At 72.0% G+C, this 20564-nt stretch carries 14 protein-coding genes; 12 read left to right on the forward strand and 2 right to left on the reverse strand.

Going from position 1 to position 20564, the window contains the following annotated elements:
- The first annotated feature begins 8 nt into the window (after nucleotides 1-8).
- From WMF12_RS25405 to WMF12_RS25425, 5 genes are all read left to right on the forward strand, one after another.
- Nucleotides 9-1361 carry an ATP-binding protein gene (locus WMF12_RS25405; protein WP_437849712.1) on the forward strand — a complete coding sequence of 451 codons (1353 nt, stop codon included), beginning with the start codon at nucleotides 9-11 and terminating at the stop codon, nucleotides 1359-1361.
- A 131-nt stretch (nucleotides 1362-1492) separates the two neighbouring features.
- Complete coding sequence (locus WMF12_RS25410; RefSeq protein ID WP_437849714.1) at nucleotides 1493-2719, forward strand: AAA family ATPase; 1227 nt, start codon at nucleotides 1493-1495, stop codon at nucleotides 2717-2719.
- A gap of 2 nt (nucleotides 2720-2721) precedes the next feature.
- A complete protein-coding gene (locus WMF12_RS25415; protein ID WP_437849716.1) occupies nucleotides 2722-3540 on the forward strand; it encodes a hypothetical protein in 819 nt (272 codons plus the stop codon).
- Nucleotides 3541-4110: 570 nt separating this feature from the next.
- Entirely contained in the window at nucleotides 4111-4998 is an 888-nt protein-coding gene (locus WMF12_RS25420) for a hypothetical protein (RefSeq protein WP_437849718.1), read from the forward strand.
- Between the two features lie 9 nt (nucleotides 4999-5007).
- Complete coding sequence (locus WMF12_RS25425) at nucleotides 5008-5289, forward strand: pyrimidine/purine nucleoside phosphorylase (RefSeq protein WP_437849720.1); 282 nt, start codon at nucleotides 5008-5010, stop codon at nucleotides 5287-5289.
- A 180-nt stretch (nucleotides 5290-5469) separates the two neighbouring features.
- On the opposite strand, the gene WMF12_RS25430 is transcribed toward WMF12_RS25425, so the two are convergent.
- The gene (locus tag WMF12_RS25430) at nucleotides 5470-9327 is read right to left on the reverse strand and encodes a serine/threonine-protein kinase (protein ID WP_437849722.1); all 3858 of its coding nucleotides are present in this window, start codon (nucleotides 9325-9327) and stop codon (nucleotides 5470-5472) included.
- Nucleotides 9328-10029: 702 nt separating this feature from the next.
- On the opposite strand from WMF12_RS25430, the gene WMF12_RS25435 reads away from it, so the two are divergent.
- The 5 genes from WMF12_RS25435 (at nucleotide 10030) to WMF12_RS25455 (ending at nucleotide 17595) form a co-directional block, all read left to right on the forward strand.
- Nucleotides 10030-10920, forward strand: a complete 891-nt coding sequence (locus tag WMF12_RS25435; protein WP_437849724.1) for a serine/threonine-protein kinase — start codon at nucleotides 10030-10032, stop codon at nucleotides 10918-10920.
- Nucleotides 10921-11777: 857 nt separating this feature from the next.
- Nucleotides 11778-12929 (forward strand): CgeB family protein, encoded by a 1152-nt coding sequence (locus WMF12_RS25440; protein WP_437849726.1) that lies wholly within the window; start codon nucleotides 11778-11780, stop codon nucleotides 12927-12929.
- A 65-nt stretch (nucleotides 12930-12994) separates the two neighbouring features.
- Entirely contained in the window at nucleotides 12995-14158 is a 1164-nt protein-coding gene (gene rlmN, locus WMF12_RS25445) for a 23S rRNA (adenine(2503)-C(2))-methyltransferase RlmN (protein WP_437849728.1), read from the forward strand.
- Nucleotides 14159-14255: 97 nt separating this feature from the next.
- On the forward strand, nucleotides 14256-15656 hold the full coding sequence (locus tag WMF12_RS25450; protein ID WP_437849730.1) for an acetyl-CoA carboxylase biotin carboxylase subunit: 1401 nt from the start codon (nucleotides 14256-14258) through the stop codon (nucleotides 15654-15656).
- Between the two features lie 163 nt (nucleotides 15657-15819).
- Nucleotides 15820-17595, forward strand: a complete 1776-nt coding sequence (locus WMF12_RS25455) for a phospho-sugar mutase (protein ID WP_437739243.1) — start codon at nucleotides 15820-15822, stop codon at nucleotides 17593-17595.
- A gap of 15 nt (nucleotides 17596-17610) precedes the next feature.
- Here WMF12_RS25455 and WMF12_RS25460 read toward each other — a convergent pair whose 3' ends face one another.
- Nucleotides 17611-18387, reverse strand: a complete 777-nt coding sequence (locus tag WMF12_RS25460; protein WP_437739244.1) for a chlorite dismutase family protein — start codon at nucleotides 18385-18387, stop codon at nucleotides 17611-17613.
- A 484-nt stretch (nucleotides 18388-18871) separates the two neighbouring features.
- Here WMF12_RS25460 and WMF12_RS25465 point away from each other — a divergent pair, with 484 nt between their 5' ends.
- On the forward strand, nucleotides 18872-19477 hold the full coding sequence (locus WMF12_RS25465; protein WP_012237471.1) for a hypothetical protein: 606 nt from the start codon (nucleotides 18872-18874) through the stop codon (nucleotides 19475-19477).
- 295 nt (nucleotides 19478-19772) lie between these two features.
- Entirely contained in the window at nucleotides 19773-20519 is a 747-nt protein-coding gene (locus WMF12_RS25470; protein ID WP_437739245.1) for a TenA family transcriptional regulator, read from the forward strand.
- Nucleotides 20520-20564 lie beyond the last annotated feature (45 nt).

Raw genomic sequence — 20564 nt, forward strand, 5'->3', positions numbered from 1 at the left:
GGGCGGCCGTGAAGAGCCTCTTTTTGCGCCTCCTCGTCTCGCTGTGGCTCGCCATGGCGCTGCTCGTCGGTCTGCTCGCGGTGATCCACGGCTGGGCGTTCTCCGCCGAGCCGAGCGGGCTGCGCCGCCGCCTGAACACGCGCAGCGTCGAGCTCCGGGCGGAGGGCGCGCTCGCCTGCGCGCGGGAAGGGCTCCCCGGCTGCGAGCAGCGCCTCGCGCCGCTCGATCCGCGGGATCAGCGCGTCGCGGTCTACCGGGCCGGCGCGCTCGTGATGGGCGAGCCCGTCGAGGGCGCGCCGCTCGCCGAGGACAGGGCGAGGCGCTCGGCCGACGGCATCGCCATCGAGGTCGGCGAGGAGCGGGAGCTCGTCGCGGTCGTCCTGCGCCGCGACCCTGCCCTCGCCGCGGTCGCGGCCGGTCCGGTCCGGTCGCCGTGGATGTTCTTCATCGTGCCGGAGACGTTGCCCCAGCGGCTCCTCGCGATCGTCGCCGTCACCGGGCTCGTCGCGGTGCTCCTCGCGCGGTACCTGTCCCGTCCGATCCGCATCCTGCGCGGCGCCACCCAGCGGATGGCCGCGGGCGATCTCTCGGTGCGCGTCGCGCAGAAGCTCGCGGGCGCGGACGGCGAGACGCTGGCGCTCGGGCGCGACATGGACCGGATGGCCGAGCGCATCGACGAGCTCCTGGAGACGCAGCGCCGGCTCCTGCGCGACGTCTCTCACGAGCTCCGGTCGCCGCTCGCGCGGCTCAACATCGCGCTCGAGCTCGTCCGCCGGCGCTCGCCGCCGGACGTGGAGCCTGCGTTCGACCGGATCGAGCGGGAGACGGAGCGGCTCAACGGGATGATCGGCGAGCTGCTCACGCTGAGCCGCCTGGAGTCGGGCCGGGGCATGGAGCGCACCGAGCGGGTCGATCTCGCGGCGCTCCTGGAGCAGCTGGTCGAGGACGCCGCGTTCGAGGCCGAGCAGCGGGGTTGCTCGGTCGAGCTCGGGGCGCGCGACGCGTGCTCGCTGGACGGGAACGAGGAGCTCCTCCGGCGCGCCATCGAGAACGTCGTGCGCAACGCGGTGCGCTTCACCGAGCCGGGCACCGCGGTCCGCGTCGATCTCGAGTGCTCCGGCGGGACGGCCGAGGTGCGCGTCCGCGATCGCGGCCCGGGCGTCCCCGAGGGCGCGCTCGGCGACATCTGGAAGCCGTTCTACCGGGTCGACGACCACAGGGCGCGCGGCGCGGGCGGCACGGGGATCGGGCTGGCCATCACGCAGCGGGCGGTGCGGATCCACGGCGGCGAGGTCGAGGCGAGGAACGCGGACGGCGGCGGGCTCGAGGTCGCGCTGCGGCTGCCGGTCGGCGCGGGCTGAGCGGAAGGGCTGGCAGGAGCAGTGGACACAGCCCGCTTGGTCGTCTCCCGTGCCGACATTTGGGTATATACCCTGCCGGTGCTCCAAGAATCTCGGCTGCGCGGCGACGCACACGGCAGACGGCGACGACCATGATCCAAGAGGTCTCCTTCACCAACTTCAAATCCCTGCGCAGGGTCGACGCTCACCTCGGGCGTTTCATGGTCATCGTCGGGCCGAACGGTTCCGGGAAGACGAGCATCCTGGACGGCCTGTACTACCTCGCGCAGGTGACGCGATGGCCACTTGCAGGAATCATGAACGATGTGTTCGCGCCTCCGAACCTGAAGAGCCGCGACACCTCGGCGCCGATGAAGCTCGTGGCCAGGGGTAGCTTCCATGACGTGAACGCGGAGGTCGGGATCGTCGTCGAGTGCAAGGACGACGCGAACGGCAACGCCAGCTGGAGTGGGACGGTCGCTCGGCGCTGGGGTGATGCCGTCGAGGAGACCTCCGAGACGGAAAAGGGATCGCGGATCATCACGCCGAACGAACCGGGTTCGAAGCCACAACGAGCGCTGGGTAGAAAAAACGTGTTGCGGGCGAATAGTCTCCCCGAGATGAATGAGCTCGCGAGAGAGCTTGGCTCCGCGCGCAAGCTCCGGCTGGACATCGAGACGCTCGCGGCGCCATCGTACAGCGAGGAAGAGACGCCGCGCCTCGGCACGGACGGCAGCGGCCTGGCTTCCGTGCTAGCAGACGCGGCAGCGCGCACCCCCGAGGCGTTCCAGTCGATCCAAGAGGCCGCGCGGCGGGTGATTCCGACGCTCGTTCGGATTCGCACGCGTCGCGCCAAGGTGCAGAGGCAGGAGCGCCGACAGTTCGGCATCGAGGGCGACAAAGCGTTCCGTCACTCCGAGTATCACCTCGACTGGGGCCAGCAGCTCGTGCTCGACTTCAAGGGCGCTCCGGACGTCCCGGCGCCGCTCGCGAGCGAGGGCACCTTGCTCGTCATCGGCCTGCTGACCGCACTGTGGATGGAGCCTAAACCCAGGCTGCTGCTCCTCGACGACATCGACAAGGCGCTGCATCCGCGCGCACAGGAGGAGCTGATCGCGCAGATCCGAAGGATCCTGGAGATGGCGCCCGAGCTCCAGGTGATCGCCACCAGTCACTCGCCCTACCTGCTGGATCACTTCGATGCCCAGGACGTGCTCCTCACGGCGCTTTTGCCCGATGGTTCCACCGCGTGCGCCCCGCTCGCCGATCACCCCGATTTCGACCGGTGGAAGAACACGACACGCCCCGGCGAGTTCTGGAGCTTCGTCGGCGAGGACTGGGTCGCGCAGCGGGCCGCCGCGCCTCAGGCGCACGAATGAGCGTGGCTGCTCGTCTCGTCGGGATGGTGGTCGAAGGGCCGGATGACGCAAGGACGGTGCCCGCTCTCGTCGATCGGGTCCTCGAGAACGCGGTCCCCGCGCTCACGGGCCAGCTCGCGCGAGTTCGAACCTTTTGTGGGCTCGATGCCGGCGCGACCTCCGTCACGTGGAGCACGGTGCATCAACGGCGGGTGCCGCGGAGGCACGGGCACTTCGGCGGAAAGCCGGCACTGGAGGACGCTCGTACGGCCGTGCTCGCGCTCCGTTGTTTCGTCGCGCGGGATCCGCAGCCGAAGGCCGTCGTTCTGGTACGAGACAGCGACGGCAAGGAGGCCGAGCGCCGGCAAGGTCTGGAGCAGGCCCGGCAGGACTCTCCCTGGCCCTTCGAGGTGCTCCTCGGCATCGCCCACCCCATGCGGGAGTGCTGGGTGCTCGCCGGCTTCGTCCCGAAAGGCAAGCAAGAGGAGGCATCGCTCGCCGCCCTCCGGAAGGAGCTCGGATTCGACCCCACCGCCAGGTCGCACGAGCTCGACGCATCGAGCAAGACGGCGAAGAAGAGCCCGAAACGCGTTCTTGAGTGCCTCACCGGAGACGAGCACGAGCGTGAGGCGCGGTGCTGGACCGAGCCGGATCTTGGTCATTTGCGGCAGCGAGGCAGAGACAACGGCCTCGCCGCCTTCCTGAGCGAGGTCGAGGCGCGCCTGGTGCCTGTCTTCGCGGACGCCGCCTTGAAGGACGACGCCGACGCCGAGCTGGATGCTCCGCAGCCGTCCGCGCAAGAGGGGGACGACACGAGCGCCAGGAGCCCTGGCCGCTCCTGATCCCGGTCCCACCCCATCCAAGGCGATCTTGGATCGACTCGACCCCCCTCTCGAGGCCATCCGTTTCGATCCCAGATCGATGGGCCCCCTCCCGAGCCGGCCCCACCACGTTGCTACCTCTCCGCGCCGCCTTCCGAGGCTGCCCACCTCGGTCGTGCACCGACTACGCCGCCCCCCGAGCCGGCCCCGCCACGTCGCGACCTCTCCGCGCCGCCTCCCGAGGCCGCCTCTCTCGGTCCCGCACCAGCCAGCCCCCCTCCCGAGGCGACGCCGCCACGTCGCGACCTCTCCGCGCCGCCTTCCGAGGCCCCCCACCTCGGTCCCGCACCGACCCGCCCGCCTTCCAAGGCGATCTCCCGCACGAGACTCCCGCTCCAGGCCCACCCCCTACCCGGCCGGCCGCACCAGGACGCCAAACACCGCGTGCAAGAGCCCAGCTTCCGCGCGAACACCGCACGATACCGGCGCAGCACCGCCCTTGACGGACGACACGGCAGGACTTCCTTTGCCTGTTCGTCAGCAATGCGCCCTCAGGCATTGCCCTTATCACCCCATCAGGAGGTGTCTCTCATGCTGAAGCATCTGAATATCGACGAGATGGTCGCGCTCCTTTCCCCGTGGGTCGAGGACCCGGAGCAACGCCGGCTGTTCCTGGCGATCCCCGAGATCGCGGCGCTCCACCCGCGGGTCGTGGAGGCCCACGAGGCAGTGCTCGCGGTCCAGCCGAGCAGCGGCGGAGGCCGCATGTCGCCGAAGCTGCGCGCCATCTTCGACGAGACCAGCGAGGTCGACAGGCGCCACGACCACTTCGCGCGGGCCGTATCCTACGGTATCGACGCGCACCGCGAGCTCTGCCTCGCCGAAGCGCCCTCGGACGCCGCCCGCGCCGCGCAGTGCGACGACGTCCAGAAGCAGCTCTTCCCGGGCGGCCTGTCCATCGTCAACGCCTCGACGCTCGCCGAGGCGGGCAACACCACGCGCATCGCCCGCCTCCTCGAGGACGAGCCGGCCGTCGGCAACTTCCTCAGGTCCATCCCCGCCCACGGCAAGGCGTCGCTGCTCGATGTCGTGAAGCGCTGGCTCGCCAAGGGCCGGGAGCTCCAGACGCTCGAGCGCGCCCGCGCGGAGCTCGAGGCCGCCGAGACGACGGCCCCCGCCAGCAAGACCACGATCCAGGCCGCGCGCAGCCAGTGGTTCAAGATCGTGGCGCTCGTGCTCTCCAACCTCGAGCTCTCCCGCGCTCCGGCGCGCGATATCGAGATCATCCGCGGACCCGTTCTCCGGGCCTCGATCCGCGCGGGCAAGCGCTACGCGAACAGCAAGCCGGAGCAGGCCTCGCAGGAGGAGGACGACGCGGCCATCCCCGCCACCGAGCCGAGCGGAGCCCCGCCCGGGGCGCCGGATAAAGGCGTGCACGGCGACGCGAGCGCGCTGGTCTCTCGCGGCGGGACGCGGTAGGACGGCGCCATGCTCAAGCACAACAGCTACTTCAACGGCAACGTCCAGAGCGTCGGCTTCGAGCGCCACGGGCGCCGGCAGACGATGGGTGTCATCGACACCGGCGAGTTCCACTTCTCGACCGACGCGCCGGAGCGGATGACGGTCGTCGCCGGCGAGCTCGCGATCCGCATCGACGGCTCCACGGAGTGGCGCGCCTATCCGGCAGGGACGTCGTTCGAGGTGGCAGGCAAGAGCGGCTTCGACGTCAGGGCGACGCAGCCCACCGGCTACTTCTGCGAGTTCCTCTGAGCGCGCCGGCGACCTAGATAGAGCGATTCCCACCCGCCCCTGGTACAAGCGTCGCAGAGCGGCGGTCACCCGCACAGGAGACGGGCCCAGATCGGCGTTTTCGGCGCGGAAGCGCACTCCAGTGCGCTGAGCACCGAAAACGTCGAGATGGGCCCGTATCCGAAGCGGGTGACCGCCGCTCTAGGCATCGAGCCAGCGCCGCTCCAGCTCCAGCGTGGCCACGTTGTCCGGCACATTGCCGAGGAACTTCCCGCGCCACACCGGATCGCCGATCTTTCGCGCCCGCTCGAGCAGGCGCTCCCGCGCCGAGGCGATCGCCATCACCGCCTCCCGCCGGTGGCCGCAGGCCGAGAGCGCCTCGGCGTGCGAGAGGCGCACCAGCGACTCGCCCACCTCGGCCCCCATCGACTCCAGCAGGCAGAGCGCCTCGGTCGTCGCCGCGAGCGCGTCCACCGCCTGCCCCGCGTCGAGCAGCGCCCGCCCGAGCACCGCGTACGCGAAGGCCCGCAAGGGCGGCGCGCCGTACAGGATCGCGACCGCGGCGCGCGCCTCGCGCTCGGCCCCCCCGAGATCGCCCGCCTGGAGCACGATCCTCGCGAGGCACGCCCGCCCGGCGCCCTCCCCGCGCGCGTCGCCGAGGCGCTGGGACGTCGCGATCGCCTCCTCCGCCGTCCGCCGCGCTTCCTCGACGAGGCCCTGCTGCGCGAGCACCGGACCGAGGTTGAGGAGCGCGCCGAGCCGGACGTCCGACAGGCCCATCCGCTCCGCGTCCGCGAGCGACGCGCGCAGCGCCGCGTCGGCGCCCTCGAAATCGCCGAGCTCCGCGTAGCAGGAGCCCAGGTTGTTCCTCGCCCAGCAGGCGTTGCGGCGATCCCCCGCGTGCTCGAACGCCGCGAGCGCCGCCTCGAAGCCCGCGAGGCACGCGCCGGGATCGCCGACCGCCATCGCCCGGTACGCGCGCGCCTCGTGGAGCCGCGCCAGCACCTCGACCTCCTGCTCGGTCTCCTCGGCGTCCTGCTCGATCCCGTCGAGCAGCTCGTCCGCGAGCTGGTACCGCCCTCCGAACACGAGCCGCCCGGCGCCCGCGCACAGGCACACGCTGCGCGCAGGGCGCGCCGAGCGCCGCGCCTCGGTGCCCTGCGCCAGGCGCAGCAGGCCCTCGACCTGGTCGTGGTTGCCGCGCTTCGAGGCCGCGAGGATCACCTGCGTGAGCGCCGAGAACCACGGCGCCGACCCAGGCGCGAGCCGCTCCAGGGCCTCGGTCCCCCGCCGCTCCGCAAGCGCGAACTCGCCCCGCCAGAGGTGCGCCTCCGCCTGGCAGAGCCGCAGCGCCCCGGCCGTCGCCTTCGAGGCGCCGCGCGCGATGCCGCGCTCGACGCGCTCGATCGCCGCGCCCAGGTCGCTCCCGAGCAGCGCCTGCTCGGCCGCGCGCAGGGTCGCCGCCGCGGCCCGCGCCGGCTCGCCGCCGCGCTCGAAATGCTCGGCCAGGGCCATCGGATCCGCCACGCCCGTCCGCTCGAGCCACTCGCCCGCGAGCCGGTGGCCGAGGCGGCGATCGTGATCGGTCAGCATCCCGTACGCCGCCTCGCGCACGAGCGCGTGCCGGAACCGGTACTCGGCCGCCTCCGGCGCGCCTTCCACAGAACGCCGGACGATGAGCTCCCTCACCTCGAGCTCGGCGAGCAGCGGCTCGACCTCCGCCCGGCCGACCAGCGCGGCGACCCCGCTCCGCGAGAAGGTCTCGCCGAAGATCGCCCCGGCCCGCAGCGCGCGCCGCGCGCCCACGTCGAGCGCGTCGAGCTCCGCCTGCACCATCGCCAGCACCGTCTCGGGCAGGTCCACGCCCTTGCCCGCCGCCGCCGCGCGGATCTGCTCCTCGAGGTAGAAGGCGTTGCCGTCCGCGCGCTCGACCAGCGTCGCCACGAGCGCCGGGCTCTCGCGCTCGCCGAGCACCTGGCGCACGAGCCGCTCGCTCGACCGGCGCGAGATCCCCGCGAGGCGGAGCTTGTGCCCGCGCCGCTCGTCCCACAGCTTCGGGAAGAGCTCGTGCACCTCGGGCCGGCCGAGCGCCATGACCATGAACGGCCGGTCCTTCAGGTTCCGGAGCGCGGCGTCGACCATCGTGACCGTGGGCAGGTCGCCCCAGTGCAGGTCCTCGAGCACGAGGAGGACCGGCTGCACCGCGCACTCGGCGCGCAGGAAGTCCTCCCAGGCGAGGCGCAGCTGATCGCCCATGAGCATCGGGTTGCGCCGCGCCGCCCGGAGCTGCACGTCGTCGTCCGGGAACGGCGCGCCGACGAGCTCGCCGAGGAACGTCGCGACCCGCGCGGCGTCGAGCGCCGCGTGCCGCTCGACCCGCGCCCGCACCTTGCGCCGCCGCTCCTCGACGGGATCGGCGTCCGTGAGGCCGATCGCCCGCCGGAGCGCGTGCGCGAGCAGGCCGAAGGCCGACCCGGCGCTCATCGGATCCACCTGGCCGAGCCACACCTCGACCGGCTCGCCGTCCTCCCGGATCGCGCGGACGAGCTCGTGGCGGAGCCGCGACTTGCCGATGCCCGCCGGCCCCGTGACGAGCACGACGCTCGGGGTCGACTCCTCGATGCAGCGGGCGAGCTCGTCCCGGATCAGCGCGAGCTCCCGCTCGCGCCCGACGCACGACGTCGCCTTGCCGAGCACGTGGGGCGGCGCCTCCGGCTCCTCGCGCGCGCCGTGGAGCCAGGGGCCGCCCCCGTCGGACGTGATCTCGAACCGCGCGCCGAGCAGGCCCGCCGTCACCTCGTCGATGCGGATCGCCGGCGCGCGGGACGTTGCTCGGCCCTCGGGGAGCAGCTGGACCACGCGGTCGATGAGGTCGCCGATCGGCATGCGCGAGGCGATCTCCGCCCTGCCCGTGACGACCGCGACCGGCGCGCCGCCGAGGAGCGCCTGGACGGCGAGCGCGCAGCGGGCGGCCCGGGCCGCGAGGTCGGTCGTCGCGCCGGCGCCGGACAGCACGACGAGCGGCAGCCGCGCGTCGACGAGCTCGAGCTGACCCTTGTAGCGCGCCGCCGTGGTCGAGAGCGCCTGCGCGCGCGCCTGCTCGTCGACCTCGGGAGGAGACGGATCGGCGGCGGAGAGGCCGTCGCGCGCGAGGACGAGGCACATCACCTTGCGCTCGCCGGTCGTGAGCTCCGGCGGGCGGACGGACATCGCGGGCGGGCGGACGGAGATCGCCGCGGGATCCATGAGCCCGGCGAGCTCGATCGCGACCGCGTTGCCGTCGCTCGGCCGCCCCTCGGGCGACTTCGACAGCATCCGCTGGACCAGCGCGTCGAGCGCCTCGGGCACGTCGTCGCGGAGCCACCGGAGCGACGGCGGCTCCTCGATCAGCACCTTGACGAGCACGGCGAGCCCGCGCGCGCCGCGGAACGGGGCGCGCCCCGAGACGCACTTGTAGAGCAGGCAGCCGAGCGCGAAGACGTCGGCGCGCGCGTCGACATGCGCCTCGCCGCGGGCCTGCTCCGGCGCCATGTAGCCGGGGGTGCCGAGGATGGCGCCGGGCATGGTGAGCTGCTGGTCGATGCCGGACATCCGGACGACACCGAAATCGATGAGCGTGATGCGGTCGATGGTGCCGCCGACGAGGAGCAGGTTGCTCGGCTTGAGATCGCGGTGGACGACGCCGAGCCGGTGCACGGAGCCGAGGGTGGTCGCGACGCGCCGGGCGAGCTTGAGGCTCTCCTCCAGGGTGAACGCCTGCCGGGCAAGGCGCTGGGAGAGGGTCTCGCCGGTGAGCCACTCCATGGCGAGGTAGGGGTGGCCGTGCTCCGTGCGGCCGTGCGAGATGTACCGCACCACCCCCGGCACCCGCAGCGTGGCGAGCGCCTGCGCCTCGCGCGCGAGGCGGTTCGAGTCCTGGGAGGCGGCGTTCTGGAGGACCTTGAGGGCGATGGTCTCGCCGGTCTTGAGGTCGCGCGAGCGGAAGACGTGGCCCATGCCGCCGGCGCCCGCGAGCTCCATGATCTCGAACCGGCCGTCGATGACGTCTCCCGCTCGCATTGCCTGCCGTCGCTCCGGATAGTCCGCCCTGTGTGGGAGCTACGCGAAGTTCACCTGAATGGCCAGCGGTTCGGGGTTACTGGCGTGTCCCCGGAAGCGGGCGCCGCGAGGCGCCGCCGCCGTCATGCAATCATCACCGATTGCCGCGCTCCGGTGCGCATCGTCACCAGAGAGCGCGGCCAGGGGCAACTCTGCAGCGTCGAAGCGCCGGCGGCCCCCGGCCACGAGGGCAGTCCGGTGCTCCACCGCCGTCCACCGGAGCGCGCTCCGACGAGGCACCCGCTCGGCGCTCCGGCGGCGCGCGACGAGGGCAATGCGGCACACCGGCGCGGCCCAGCCGCTGAGACCGGCGCGGCCGTGGTGACCCAGGCGCTGGCCGCTCCCGCCGCGGCGACGCGCCTCGGCCGGCGGCCCGCGCCCCGGACCGCCTTCGCCCCGTTGTCCCGCGGGCCGCGCCCCATTTTTCCCGGTCCCGTGCCCCGCGGCTTTTTCGTCCAGGCGACCTCGGGTGCGACGGGCGGCCGATGTGAAGCGGCGCGCCCCGGAAAACAAGGCGCGGGAGCCCTTCGTCGTGTGACGCTGCGCGCGGCGCTTCCTCTGTCGCGTCTGCGTGATAAATGAGCTTCTCTGGGGAGAGGGGGGAGGCGACCGGAACGCGCTGGACCCCCCTTTGTCAAGCGAAGGAGGCCGCTCTTGTCAATCGTGCCCGGAACCGTTCTGCTCCAGCGCTACCGCGTGGTACGTCATCTCCGCCGCGAAGGCCTCGGTGAGGTGTTCAGCGCCGAGGACGCGAGCACCGGCCGGCGCGTCGCGGTCAAGGTGCTCGGGGAGCCCCCGGTGCGCCAGGAGCCGGGAGGCGTGTTCAACACGCCAGAGCGCATGCCCCAGCAGGAGGCCGAGGCGCGCTTCCGGCGAGAGGCGGTGGCGTGCGAGCGGCTGCGGGGCCCGCACACACTGCCCTCGCTCGACGGCGGCAAGGACCCGGCGCACGGTCCTCTCCTCGTGTTCGAGCTGCGCGAGGGGGAGCTCCTCAGCGAGCGCATCTCCCGGCAGGGGCCACTCCCGTTCAGCGCCGTTCACCCGCTGGGCGGGCAGCTCTGGTCGGCGATCGCCGAGCTGCACGAGATTGGCATCATCCACCGCGACATCAGCTCCGCGAACGTGCTGCTCGACCAGGGTCCTGACGGCGAGCGGCTGACGCTCCTGGATCTCGGCTCGTGCAAGCTCCCTCCCGGGCTCTCCGACGCGGCGCCGACGTTACCGAGCCGGTGTCTCGGCGATTTCAGGTTCGCGCCGCCAGAGCAGCTCACGAAGGGGAAGACGGTGGATCACCGGGCCGACCTCTATGCGGCCATGACGGTGATCTTTCACGCGCTTACCGGCGAGCTCCCCTACGCCGCGCGCAATCTGATGATGCTCGCCGATCTCAAGACGAGGACGCCGCCGCGCCGCCTGGGCAGCCTGATGCCTCCGCCGGTCGACCGGGAGATCGAGGTGTTCGTGAACAGGGGTCTGGCGCACAGCCCGGACCGCCGCTTCGCGAGCATCGCCGAGGTGATCCAGGGCTGGCAGGCGCTGAGCCCCGCCACCTGAACGTCTCGACGGCTCTCGCGCGGCCCCACCGCCGCTGAAGGCTGGACACCCGGCCTCCCGATTCCACCGCAGCGTCCCCGCACCGACAGGAAGGCGCCCGGACAGCGCCGCGCGCTTCCTGCCTTCCTGCTCCCCCGCCCGATTTCTCCGCGAGGCCAGGCGCCCCTGCCCGGCCGAGGCCGCCGGTCCGCCGGCGAGCTCAGCTGGACGGCGGAATCCCCTGCCGCCGGCCGCGCCCCCAGGCCCCGTCGCTCCGCGGCGTATGCGTCCGACAGCGCGCGCCGGCCTGGGCGGCGCTTCACCAGCGCTGCCCCGGCGTTCCGGAGCAGGGCTCCCCCGTCGACGCTCCGTTCGACCAGCAGCCGTCACCGACCATTGCGACAACGTCCCTCTTTTTCTCACCATCATCGCTTCCGAACAGCGTTTACCGCACAGGCCGGTTCCTCTGCGATGCGAGGACGGTTGCCGTCGGGTGCTTTACCCGAACGAGCCGCGTTATCCCGGAGCAAGCGGCGATTTCGCGCGCTTCGTCGTCACGGGAAAAGGGCGGGCCTTACCGCCTGGCGTCTGACGAGGAATACGCACCTTCGATCAAGAAACTGCATCTCACAGCATTGCAGAGGGTGAGCACGCATGTTAATCCCGGGTGCGCTCGTCGCCGCGCCCTCTCGCGCGGCGCCAGGGCAACTGGATCGGCGTGCCGCTCGTTTTGCGCATGTTGCGCATGTTGCGCACGTTGCGCAGGTGTCCGCGAGGCGTCTTTCGCCTCTCCGGGGCCGCCGCGGTGTACCTCGGGACCGGCGCATTCCGGGCCGGCACGCCGTCTGGGATCTCTCAACCCTTGCCGCCACCACGCTATGACGACAACTACCTACCGCTATGTCTTCCTGGGGCTCTCCATCACGTCTTCGTGGGGCAACGGCCACGCCACGACGTACAGAGCGCTCCTCCGGGCGCTCGCGTCGCGCGGCCACCGGATGCTCTTTCTGGAGCGGAACCTCCCCATCTACGATCAGCACCGCGACCTGCCCAACCCGCCTTACGGCACGACCGAGCAGTACTCGAGCATTACCGAGCTCCGCGATAGATTCTCACGCGCCGTGCGCGAAGCCGATCTCGTGATCGTCGGCTCCTTCGTACCGGAAGGGGCGACGGTCGGGGCATGGATCACGGAAGAGGCCCGCGGAAAGGCCGCGTTCTACGATCTGGACACCCCCGTCACGCTGGGCCGGCTGGCGCACGGGGATCACGCGTACCTGACGCCGGCGCTGATCCCGCGGTATGATCTCTATCTGTCGGCGACGGGGGGCCCGACGCTGGAGCGGCTGGAGCGCAGCCACGGCGCGGTGCGCGCGCGGGCGCTCTACTGCTCGGCGGACACGGACGTGTACCATCCCCAGCCGGCGCCGATGCGCTGGGATCTCGGCTACCTCGGGACCTACAGCGACGACCGGCAGGCGGCCGTCGAGCGGCTCCTCCTCGAGCCGGCGCGGCGCATGCGCCGCGGGCGCTTCGCGGTGGCGGGCGCGCAGTACCCGGCGTCGCTCGCGTGGCCGGAGAACGTCTCCCGGACGGAGCACCTCCCGCCGGACGAGCACCGCATCTTCTACAACTCCCAGCGCTTCACGCTGAACCTGACCCGCCGTGCGATGGTCGAGTCCGGGTGGTCGCCGAGCGCGCGCCTGTTCGAGGCGGCCGCGTGCGGGACCCCTGTCCTGAGCGACGCCTGGCCGGGTATCGAGACGTTCTTCCAGCCCGGCGAGGAGATCCTGCTCGTGCGCTCGCCGGAGGACGTGCTCCGGAAGCTCAGGGAGATGAAGGAGGACAAGCGCCTCACGGTGGGCCAGCGGGCGAGGCAGCGCGTCTTTGCCGAGCACACCGCGATGCACCGGGCCGAGGCGTTCGAGCGCTACACCCGCGAGGTGCTCGAGGCCGCCAGCCGGACGCGCGCGCGCCGCGAGCGCGACGGGCAGCTCACGGCGTCACAGGTCGAGAGCCAGAGCGGCTGACGCTTTGGCCTGGCCGCCCACCTGCTCCCCTTGCCGCTGGGGGCGGCGCGCAGTAGGCCAGGCAGGTGCGCTCCACGCCGCTTCACCCCGTCGCCCGGCTGCCTGAAGAGTGGTCGGCCTCGCTGGCTGCCCGCGGAGAGCGGTCGTTCACGGCGAAGCAGGTATTCCAGTGGATCCATCGCCGCGGCGTCCTCGATCCGGCCGCGATGACGAACCTCCCGGCGCGGCTGCGCGAGCACCTCGCCGCGGAGGGGCTGGGTGAGGTGCTGACGCCCGAGCGGGTTCATCGCTCCGAGGACGGCACGCGCAAGCTGCTCCTGCGCCTCCGCGACGGCGCGACCATCGAGACGGTCCTGCTCCCGTCGGTGTCGGGCCCCGGCTCGCACGCGCAGCTCGACGCCGACGCGGCGGCGGCCGATGACGAGGACGACGATGCGGCCGCGGAGGCGGACGCCGCGCCGCGCGTCCGCGTCACCCAGTGCATCTCGACGCAGGTCGGCTGCGCCATGGGGTGCGGCTTCTGCGCGAGCGGCGTGGCGGGGCTCAAGCGCCACCTCGGGGCCGAGGAGATCGCGGGCCAGGTGCTCCTCGGGCGGGCGATGCTCGAGGAGGGCGAGGAGCTCCGCAACGTCGTGTACATGGGCATGGGCGAGCCGCTCCACAACTACGAAGCGACCGCTCGCTCGCTGCGCCTGCTCACGCACCCGGAAGGGATCAACCTCTCGACGCGGCGGGTCACGGTGTCCACGTCGGGCCTCGTGCCCGAGATCGCGCGGCTCGGAGCGGATTTTGGCGGGCAGATCGCGCTGGCGATCTCGCTGCACGCCGCGGACGACGAGACGCGCTCGGCGCTGATGCCCATCAACCGCAAGCACCCGCTCGACGAGCTGCTCGCGGCGCTGCGCGCTTACCCGCTGCCGCGGCGCCGGCGCATCACCATCGAATACACGCTCGTCGCCGGGCAGAACGACGATCCCGCCGAGGCGCGGCGGCTGGCGAAGCTCCTGCGCGGGCTCCCGGTGAAGATCAACCTCATCCCGATGAACCCGATCGAGGCCTCCTCGCTGGGTCCGCCGGCCCAGGAGCGCGTGGCGGCGTTCCAGGAGGTGCTCACCCAGGCGGGATACTCCTGCTTCGTTCGCCGCCGGCGCGGCGATGACGTCTCGGCGGCCTGCGGTCAGCTCGTGCTGCTCGGGGCCAAGCCGAAGGTGCGGCGGGCGCTCGGCTGACGCTCGCGCGCGCCGCCCCCCCCCGGGAGCGCGCGAGCGAGCGCCGCCTGCAGCGGGCGTCTTGACGCGCCGCCGCGCGGGAGCGTAGCTGTCGGCCGTGTTGAAGAAGATCCTCGTCGCCAACCGTGGAGAGATCGCCTGCCGCGTCCTCCGGACCTGCAAACGGCTCGGGATCGCGACGGTCGCCGTGTACTCCGACGCGGACGCGAGCGCGCCGCACGTCGCGATGGCCGACGAGGCGGTGCGCATCGGGCCGCCGCCGGTCCGGGACAGCTACCTGGTCATCCATGCGATCGTCGAGGCGGCCCGCGCGACGGGCGCCGACGGCATCCACCCCGGGTACGGGCTGCTCAGCGAGAACCAGGCCTTCGCCGAGGCCGTCGTCGAGGCTGGCGTCACGTTCATCGGCCCGCCGCCCGCGGTGCTCCACGCCTTCGGCGACAAGATCCTCGCGCGGGATCACGCGCGCGCGGCCGACGTCTTCCCGCCGCCGGGCACGGGCGGTCCGGTCGACCCCGCCGACGTCGAGGCCGCCCAGCGCGCCGCCGAGAGCATCGGCTTCCCGCTGCTCGTCAAGGCCGCGGGCGGCGGCGGCGGCATCGGCATGCAGATCGTCACCGATCCAGGCAAGCTGTCGCGCGCCCTCACCGCGTGCTCCGACCGCGGCCGCGCGGCGTTCGGGGACCCGCGCGTGTACATGGAGCGGTACATCGAGCGCCCGCGCCACATCGAGGTGCAGGTGCTCTGCGACGGGCAGGGCGGCGCCGTCGCGCTCGGCGAGCGCGAGTGCAGCGCGCAGCGCCGGCACCAGAAGATCGTCGAGGAGACCCCGTCGCCGGCCGCGTTCTTCCAGGGAGCGGCGGGCGAGGTCCGCCGGAAGGAGCTCCACGACAGCGCCCTCCGGGTCGTGACGGCCGCCGGCTACGTCGGCGCGGGTACCGTCGAGTTCGTCGCGGCGGAGAGCGGCGAGCTCTTCTTCCTGGAGGTCAACGCGCGGCTCCAGGTCGAGCACTGCGTCACGGAGATGTGCACCGGGCTCGACCTGGTCGAGCACCAGATCCGCATCGCGTCGGGCGAGCCGCTCGCGCCGGAGGTCCGGAGCCACACCTACCGCGGCCACGCCATCGAGGCGCGCCTCTACGCGGAGGATCCCGCGAAGAAGTTCGCCCCCCAGCCCGGCCGCATCACCGCGCTCCGCTGGCCGGCCGCCGGCGACGACCTGCGGATCGAGACCGGCGTCGCCGAGGGGCTCGAGGTGACGCCGTTCTACGACCCGCTGCTCGCCAAGATCGTCGCCCACGGCCCGACGCGCGACGAGGCGATCGCTCGCCTCGACCGGGCGCTCGCGGAGACGACGATCGAGCTCACCGGTCCGGCCGGGCCCGCCGCGACCAACCTCGCGTTCCTCCGCCAGATCCTGCAGGACGGTGATTTCCGCGGCGGGCAGTACGACACGCGCTTCGCCGAGGCGCTCGCCGCCGGCAAGAAGGTGGGCTGACGCTCGGCCGAGCGGGCTGAGCGGTCCAAGCTGGCCGGGAGCCGCCGGCTACGTAGGCGCCGGGCCGGCGGGCCAGCGCGCGGCGGTCGCCGCCCGCGCTGCCGCCGCGCTGAATCGCGCGCTCGTGGTGCAAACCACGGCCGGCATGAACTAAATACCAGGCGTGAGCCACGACTTCGTCCTCGAGCCCGCCGAACGCTGGCTTTCCCACGACCCCGATCCGGAGACCCAGAGCGAGCTGCGCCGGCTCATCGACGCGGCCAGGGCAGGCGAGGACGGCGTCCGCGCCGAGCTCGCCGAGCGCTTCGCCGGCCCGCTGGAGTTCGGCACCGCGGGCATCCGCGGCGTCCTCGGGGCCGGCGAGAGCCGGATGAACCGCGCCGTCATCCTCCGCACGACCGCGGGGCTCGCCCGTCACCTCCTCGAAGCGCTCGGCGACAAGGCGCGGAGCGCCGGCGTCGTCATCGGCTACGACGGCCGCCGGATGAGCCGAGAGTTCGCGGAGGACACCGCCTGCGCCCTCGCCGCCGCGGGCATCCCGAGCCACCTCTCGCCCGTCCCCTGCCCCACGCCCGTCGCGGCGTTCGCGGTCGGCCACCTCGGCGCGGCCGCGGGCGTGATGGTGACGGCGAGCCACAACCCGCCCGAGTACAACGGCTTCAAGGTGTACTGGGACAACGCCGCGCAGATCATCCCACCCCACGACACCGGCATCGCGACGGCGATCGACGCCTCGCCGCCGGCGGATCAGGTCCCCCGCATGCCTCTCGACGAGGCGAGGAGGCTCGGGCTGGTGCGCGACTTCCCCGAGGAGCTGGAGCGGAGCTACCTCGGCGCGATCCGCGGCCTCGCGGTGCGGAGCGACGGGGATCGCGACCTCTGCATCGTGTACACGCCGCTTCACGGCGTCGGCAATCGCCTGGTCCGCCAGGCGCTCGGCGAAGCCGGCTTCACGCGCGTGGCGAGCGTGCCCGAGCAGGCCGAGCCGGATGGCGGGTTCCCCACGGTCGCGTTCCCGAACCCCGAGGAGAAGGGCGCCATGGACCTGGCGTTCGCCCTCGCGAAGCGGGAGGGCGCCGACCTCGTCCTCGCCAACGATCCCGACGTCGACCGGCTCGCCGTGGCGGTGAGGCGCCCTGACGGCGAGTACGTGCAGCTCACGGGCAACCAGGTCGGCGTGCTCCTCGGCAATTACCTGCTCACCGAGGGGCGCGCGCAGGGCGCGGACGAGCGCCGGCTCGTGCTGGCGTCCTGCGTCTCGACTCCGATGCTGGGCGTCATCGCCGCGGCGCTCGGGGTTCACTACGAGGAGACCCTGACCGGGTTCAAGTGGATCGCCAACCGGGCGATGGACATCGAGCGCTCGACCGGGGCCCGCTTCGTGTTCGGCTTCGAGGAGGCGCTCGGCTACACCGTCGGCCCGGTCGTGCGCGACAAGGACGGCATCAGCGCCGCGGCGCTGGTCGCCGAGCTCGCGGCGGTGCGCAAGGCCGAGGGCAGGACCCTGCTGGACGAGCTCCAGGCGATCACCCGCAAGTACGGCCTCTACATGAGCGGGCAGCGCTCGTACACCCTGCGCGGCGTCGACGGCCTCGACAAGATCGCCGCGATCATGGCCGCGCTAAGGAAGAGCCCGCCGGCCGCGATCGGGGGCGTCCCCGTGGTGGCGTGGCGCGATTTCGAGGCGCGCACGCGCACCACGAGCGACGGCCTGGTCGAGCCGCTCGTGCTGCCTCCGAGCAACGTGCTCGTGTACGAGCTCGACGACGGGAGCCGGCTCATCGCCCGCCCGAGCGGGACGGAGCCGAAGATCAAGTTCTACTTCGACGTGCGCGAGGAGGTCGCCGCGGACGAGCCGCTGGCCGACGCCGAGGCCCGCGCGGCGGCGCGGCTCGACGCCCTGGCCCTGGCGTTCTCGGGCCTCGCCGGCATCGGCTGAGAGGGAGCGGCCCCGTCAGCCGCCCGGGCTGCGGAAGGCGGCGCGGCCGACGAAGAACGGGCCCATCTGGCTGATGAACTCCGAGGTCTGGCGGGTCTTCCGCATCGTCTGCACGATGTGGGAGAGCGGGTGGAGCTCCTTGCCGACGAGCCCGATCACGAACTCGTTGTCGCGGGCGTCGAGGCCGTGGCACGCGAGGCGGATGTCGTGGGCGAGGTCCTGGGCGCCATAGGCCCTGCCGATGGTGCCGTGCTCGCGCAGGATGCTCCCTTGCTCGCGCCCCTCGAGCTTCGAGAACGCGCCGCTGCGGCGGAGCGGATACCACACCGCCCACGGCCAGGCGGGGTTCAAGACGGTCTCCGCCGGGCGCCGGAGCAGCCAGAAGTCGAGATCCTGCTCGTAGCCGGTCGAGTACGTGCGCCCCAGCATCGTGAAATCGGGGCGAAGCTCCAGGGCTCGGAGCTCGCTGCGGTTGAGCGCCGGGCGGACGGTCTGGACGAAGACGGCGGGGTCCTCCGCCCATGTGAGCACGGCGATCCCGCGCGGATCGTTGATGTCCTCGTAGACGACCGCGCCGACGCGCTGCGACGCGAGCGCCTGGCCGGCTGCGCGGGTCAGCTCCGCCGGATCGGCGTCGCCGGGGCAACGGAACACGAGCAGCTGCATGAACAGCCGGCCGTCGATGACCTGCGGCCGGCCGTCGCGCGGCGCCCCCCGCTCGGCGACGTCGATGTGCGGCAGCTCGGGCTCCGCGTGGCCGGCGGCGGGCCGGCCCGTGGTGGGTTCGCTCATGGGCGTAGGGGTACCGAGGTTCGGGGAGGACGGCAACTGCCAGGCGCAGCACCTCCGCAGGCGACGCGCAGCCCCCGCCGCGAGCGCCCGTCGCCGCTGCGAGCCCCCGTCGCCGCGACGAGCGCCCGTCGACGGCCACGACGACCGACGAGCGCGGCGCGAAATCACGTAATGCGCATCACACCATTGCGCGCGCAGACGTCTGCGGCGGTCGCCGGGGGTCTGGCGTCTCGGGTCGAAAGGAGAGCTGGACAACCGGCGTGATCTTGCGCAGGGCCACGTCGGCTCGTGTCGCACGGCTGCTCCCACGTAATCATCTCTTGCCATCGAGCCCGACTCACGCTCCCCTGCAAGGTACAACCACGACTCCTGGAGTTGCCCCGACGATGTGCTCCCGGGCAGGGTTTCCCGTCCGAGGGTACGTGCGCCGCGCCCTCGATCGGGCTCAGCTTCGCCGGGGCCTTCCCGCCGTAGGTTCGCCGCGATGAAGACGCACGAGACGAAGACCAAGACCTCGATCCCCGCCGGTAGATGCAAAGGAACGTTGCTGGTCAACCTCCGGTCGTTCGTCACGACGACCCGCGACGCCGGTGCATGGGAGCGCCTGGTGACGTCGCTGCCCAAGTCAGACCGGGACGTACTCTCTCAGCCGCTGCTCGCGAGCAGCTGGTATCCGATCGGCGTCTGGAACCGCGCCTTGCGAACGCACGCGCGGACTGCGAGCGACCAAACCGCTGAGCTCAAGCGGTTTGCCCGCTACGTCGCGGATCGCGACCTCAATACGGTGTTGAAGTTCGCGCTCTCGATCGCCATGCCCGACACGATCGTCGCCCGGACTGGAATGTTCTGGTCGCGCTACTTCGACTCCGGGAAGGTCTTCCCGCGCATGGTGAAGCCGCGGGAGTGGGTGCTGACCATCACAGGCCCGACCGGGGACGACGAGGGGCCTTCCGCGATGAACTGCGGAGAAGGCGTCTGCGGCTGGGTCGAGCAGGCGCTCCTCCTGTGCGGTGCATCCACCCCCAAGGTAACCCACCAGCGGTGCCGGTTCCGCGGCGCGACGGAGTGCCTCTCCGAGGTCGTATGGTGAGCGACCTGAGCGAGATCGGCCCTCTTGTCGTTGCGGCGGCGCCCTCGTTTGCCTATTGACTTGCTCCTTCACCTTGATCCAGACTGGATGCAGGCAGGACACATGTATACGAAGCCTCCCATGGTGAGGTCCTCGCGCTGCCCCTCTCGTCCTTCGTGCTCGGGGTCAGCATCGTGCCTGCTCTGCGGATTGTCTCCTGACGGCCGCTGACCGGTCGGCCTGCGGAGATTCGGTGGGGTAGAGACCGGCGGGCAGCCACGAGGCAGATTGACCCAGCAACCCTACAGGTAATTTCATGCTGTCACCTCGCTCGCAGCGGCATAAGGAAGTCAAGGACAGCCTTCAGGCGACGCCGCACCCGGTCTGGGTCGAGGACATGCTCGAATCTCTGGCCGACCAGTGGAAGGCTGCGGTCTACACGCCGCCGATCGCGCAGACGATGACGGAGCCGGTCGATCAGGAGATGTGGAAGGGGCTCCTCCGGGAGTTCTTCTGCGTGGTCGAGGCGTTCCCGAAGTACATGGGGCTCAGCCTCGCCAAGACGACCTATGGCCAGTCGCCGCGCGACTCCCTGGTGCGAGACTGGCTCATCGGCAACATCCGGGTCGAGGCGCTGCACGTGCGCTGGTACCTCGACTGGGCGGCGTGGCACGGGCACAGCACCTCGGACATCACGAGCCACCGCCCGAGCCCGGAGATCGCGTCGCTCTTCGAGTGGCTCTGGTCGGTGTCCTACCGCGGCTCCCTCGCGGAGGCGGTCGGCGCGGTGAACTATGCGATCGAGGGGGTCATCGGCGAGTGTTCTCGCGTGGTGCTGCCGAGCTTTACGAAGCTCTATGGCGAGGGGAGCAAGTCGCTGACGTGGCTCGCCGCGCATGCGAACTACGATGATGCCCACCCGCGCGAGGCGCTCGAGATCGTGAAGCTCGCGACCACCTCCGCCGAGGAGATCCGCCGGGTGCATTCGAGCATCTCCCGCTCGCTCGAGCTGTTCGAGAAAGCGTTCAGGGCCTGCAGCGTCCCGCACCGCGGCGGCAGCTGACGCGGGCACCTCCTGGCAGCGCCGCGCACGACCGGCGCCGAGCCC

Origin of the sequence: Sorangium sp. So ce363 (assembly GCF_051520435.1) — a bacterium.
Taxonomy (GTDB): Bacteria; Myxococcota_A; Polyangia; order Polyangiales; family Polyangiaceae; genus Sorangium; species Sorangium cellulosum_B.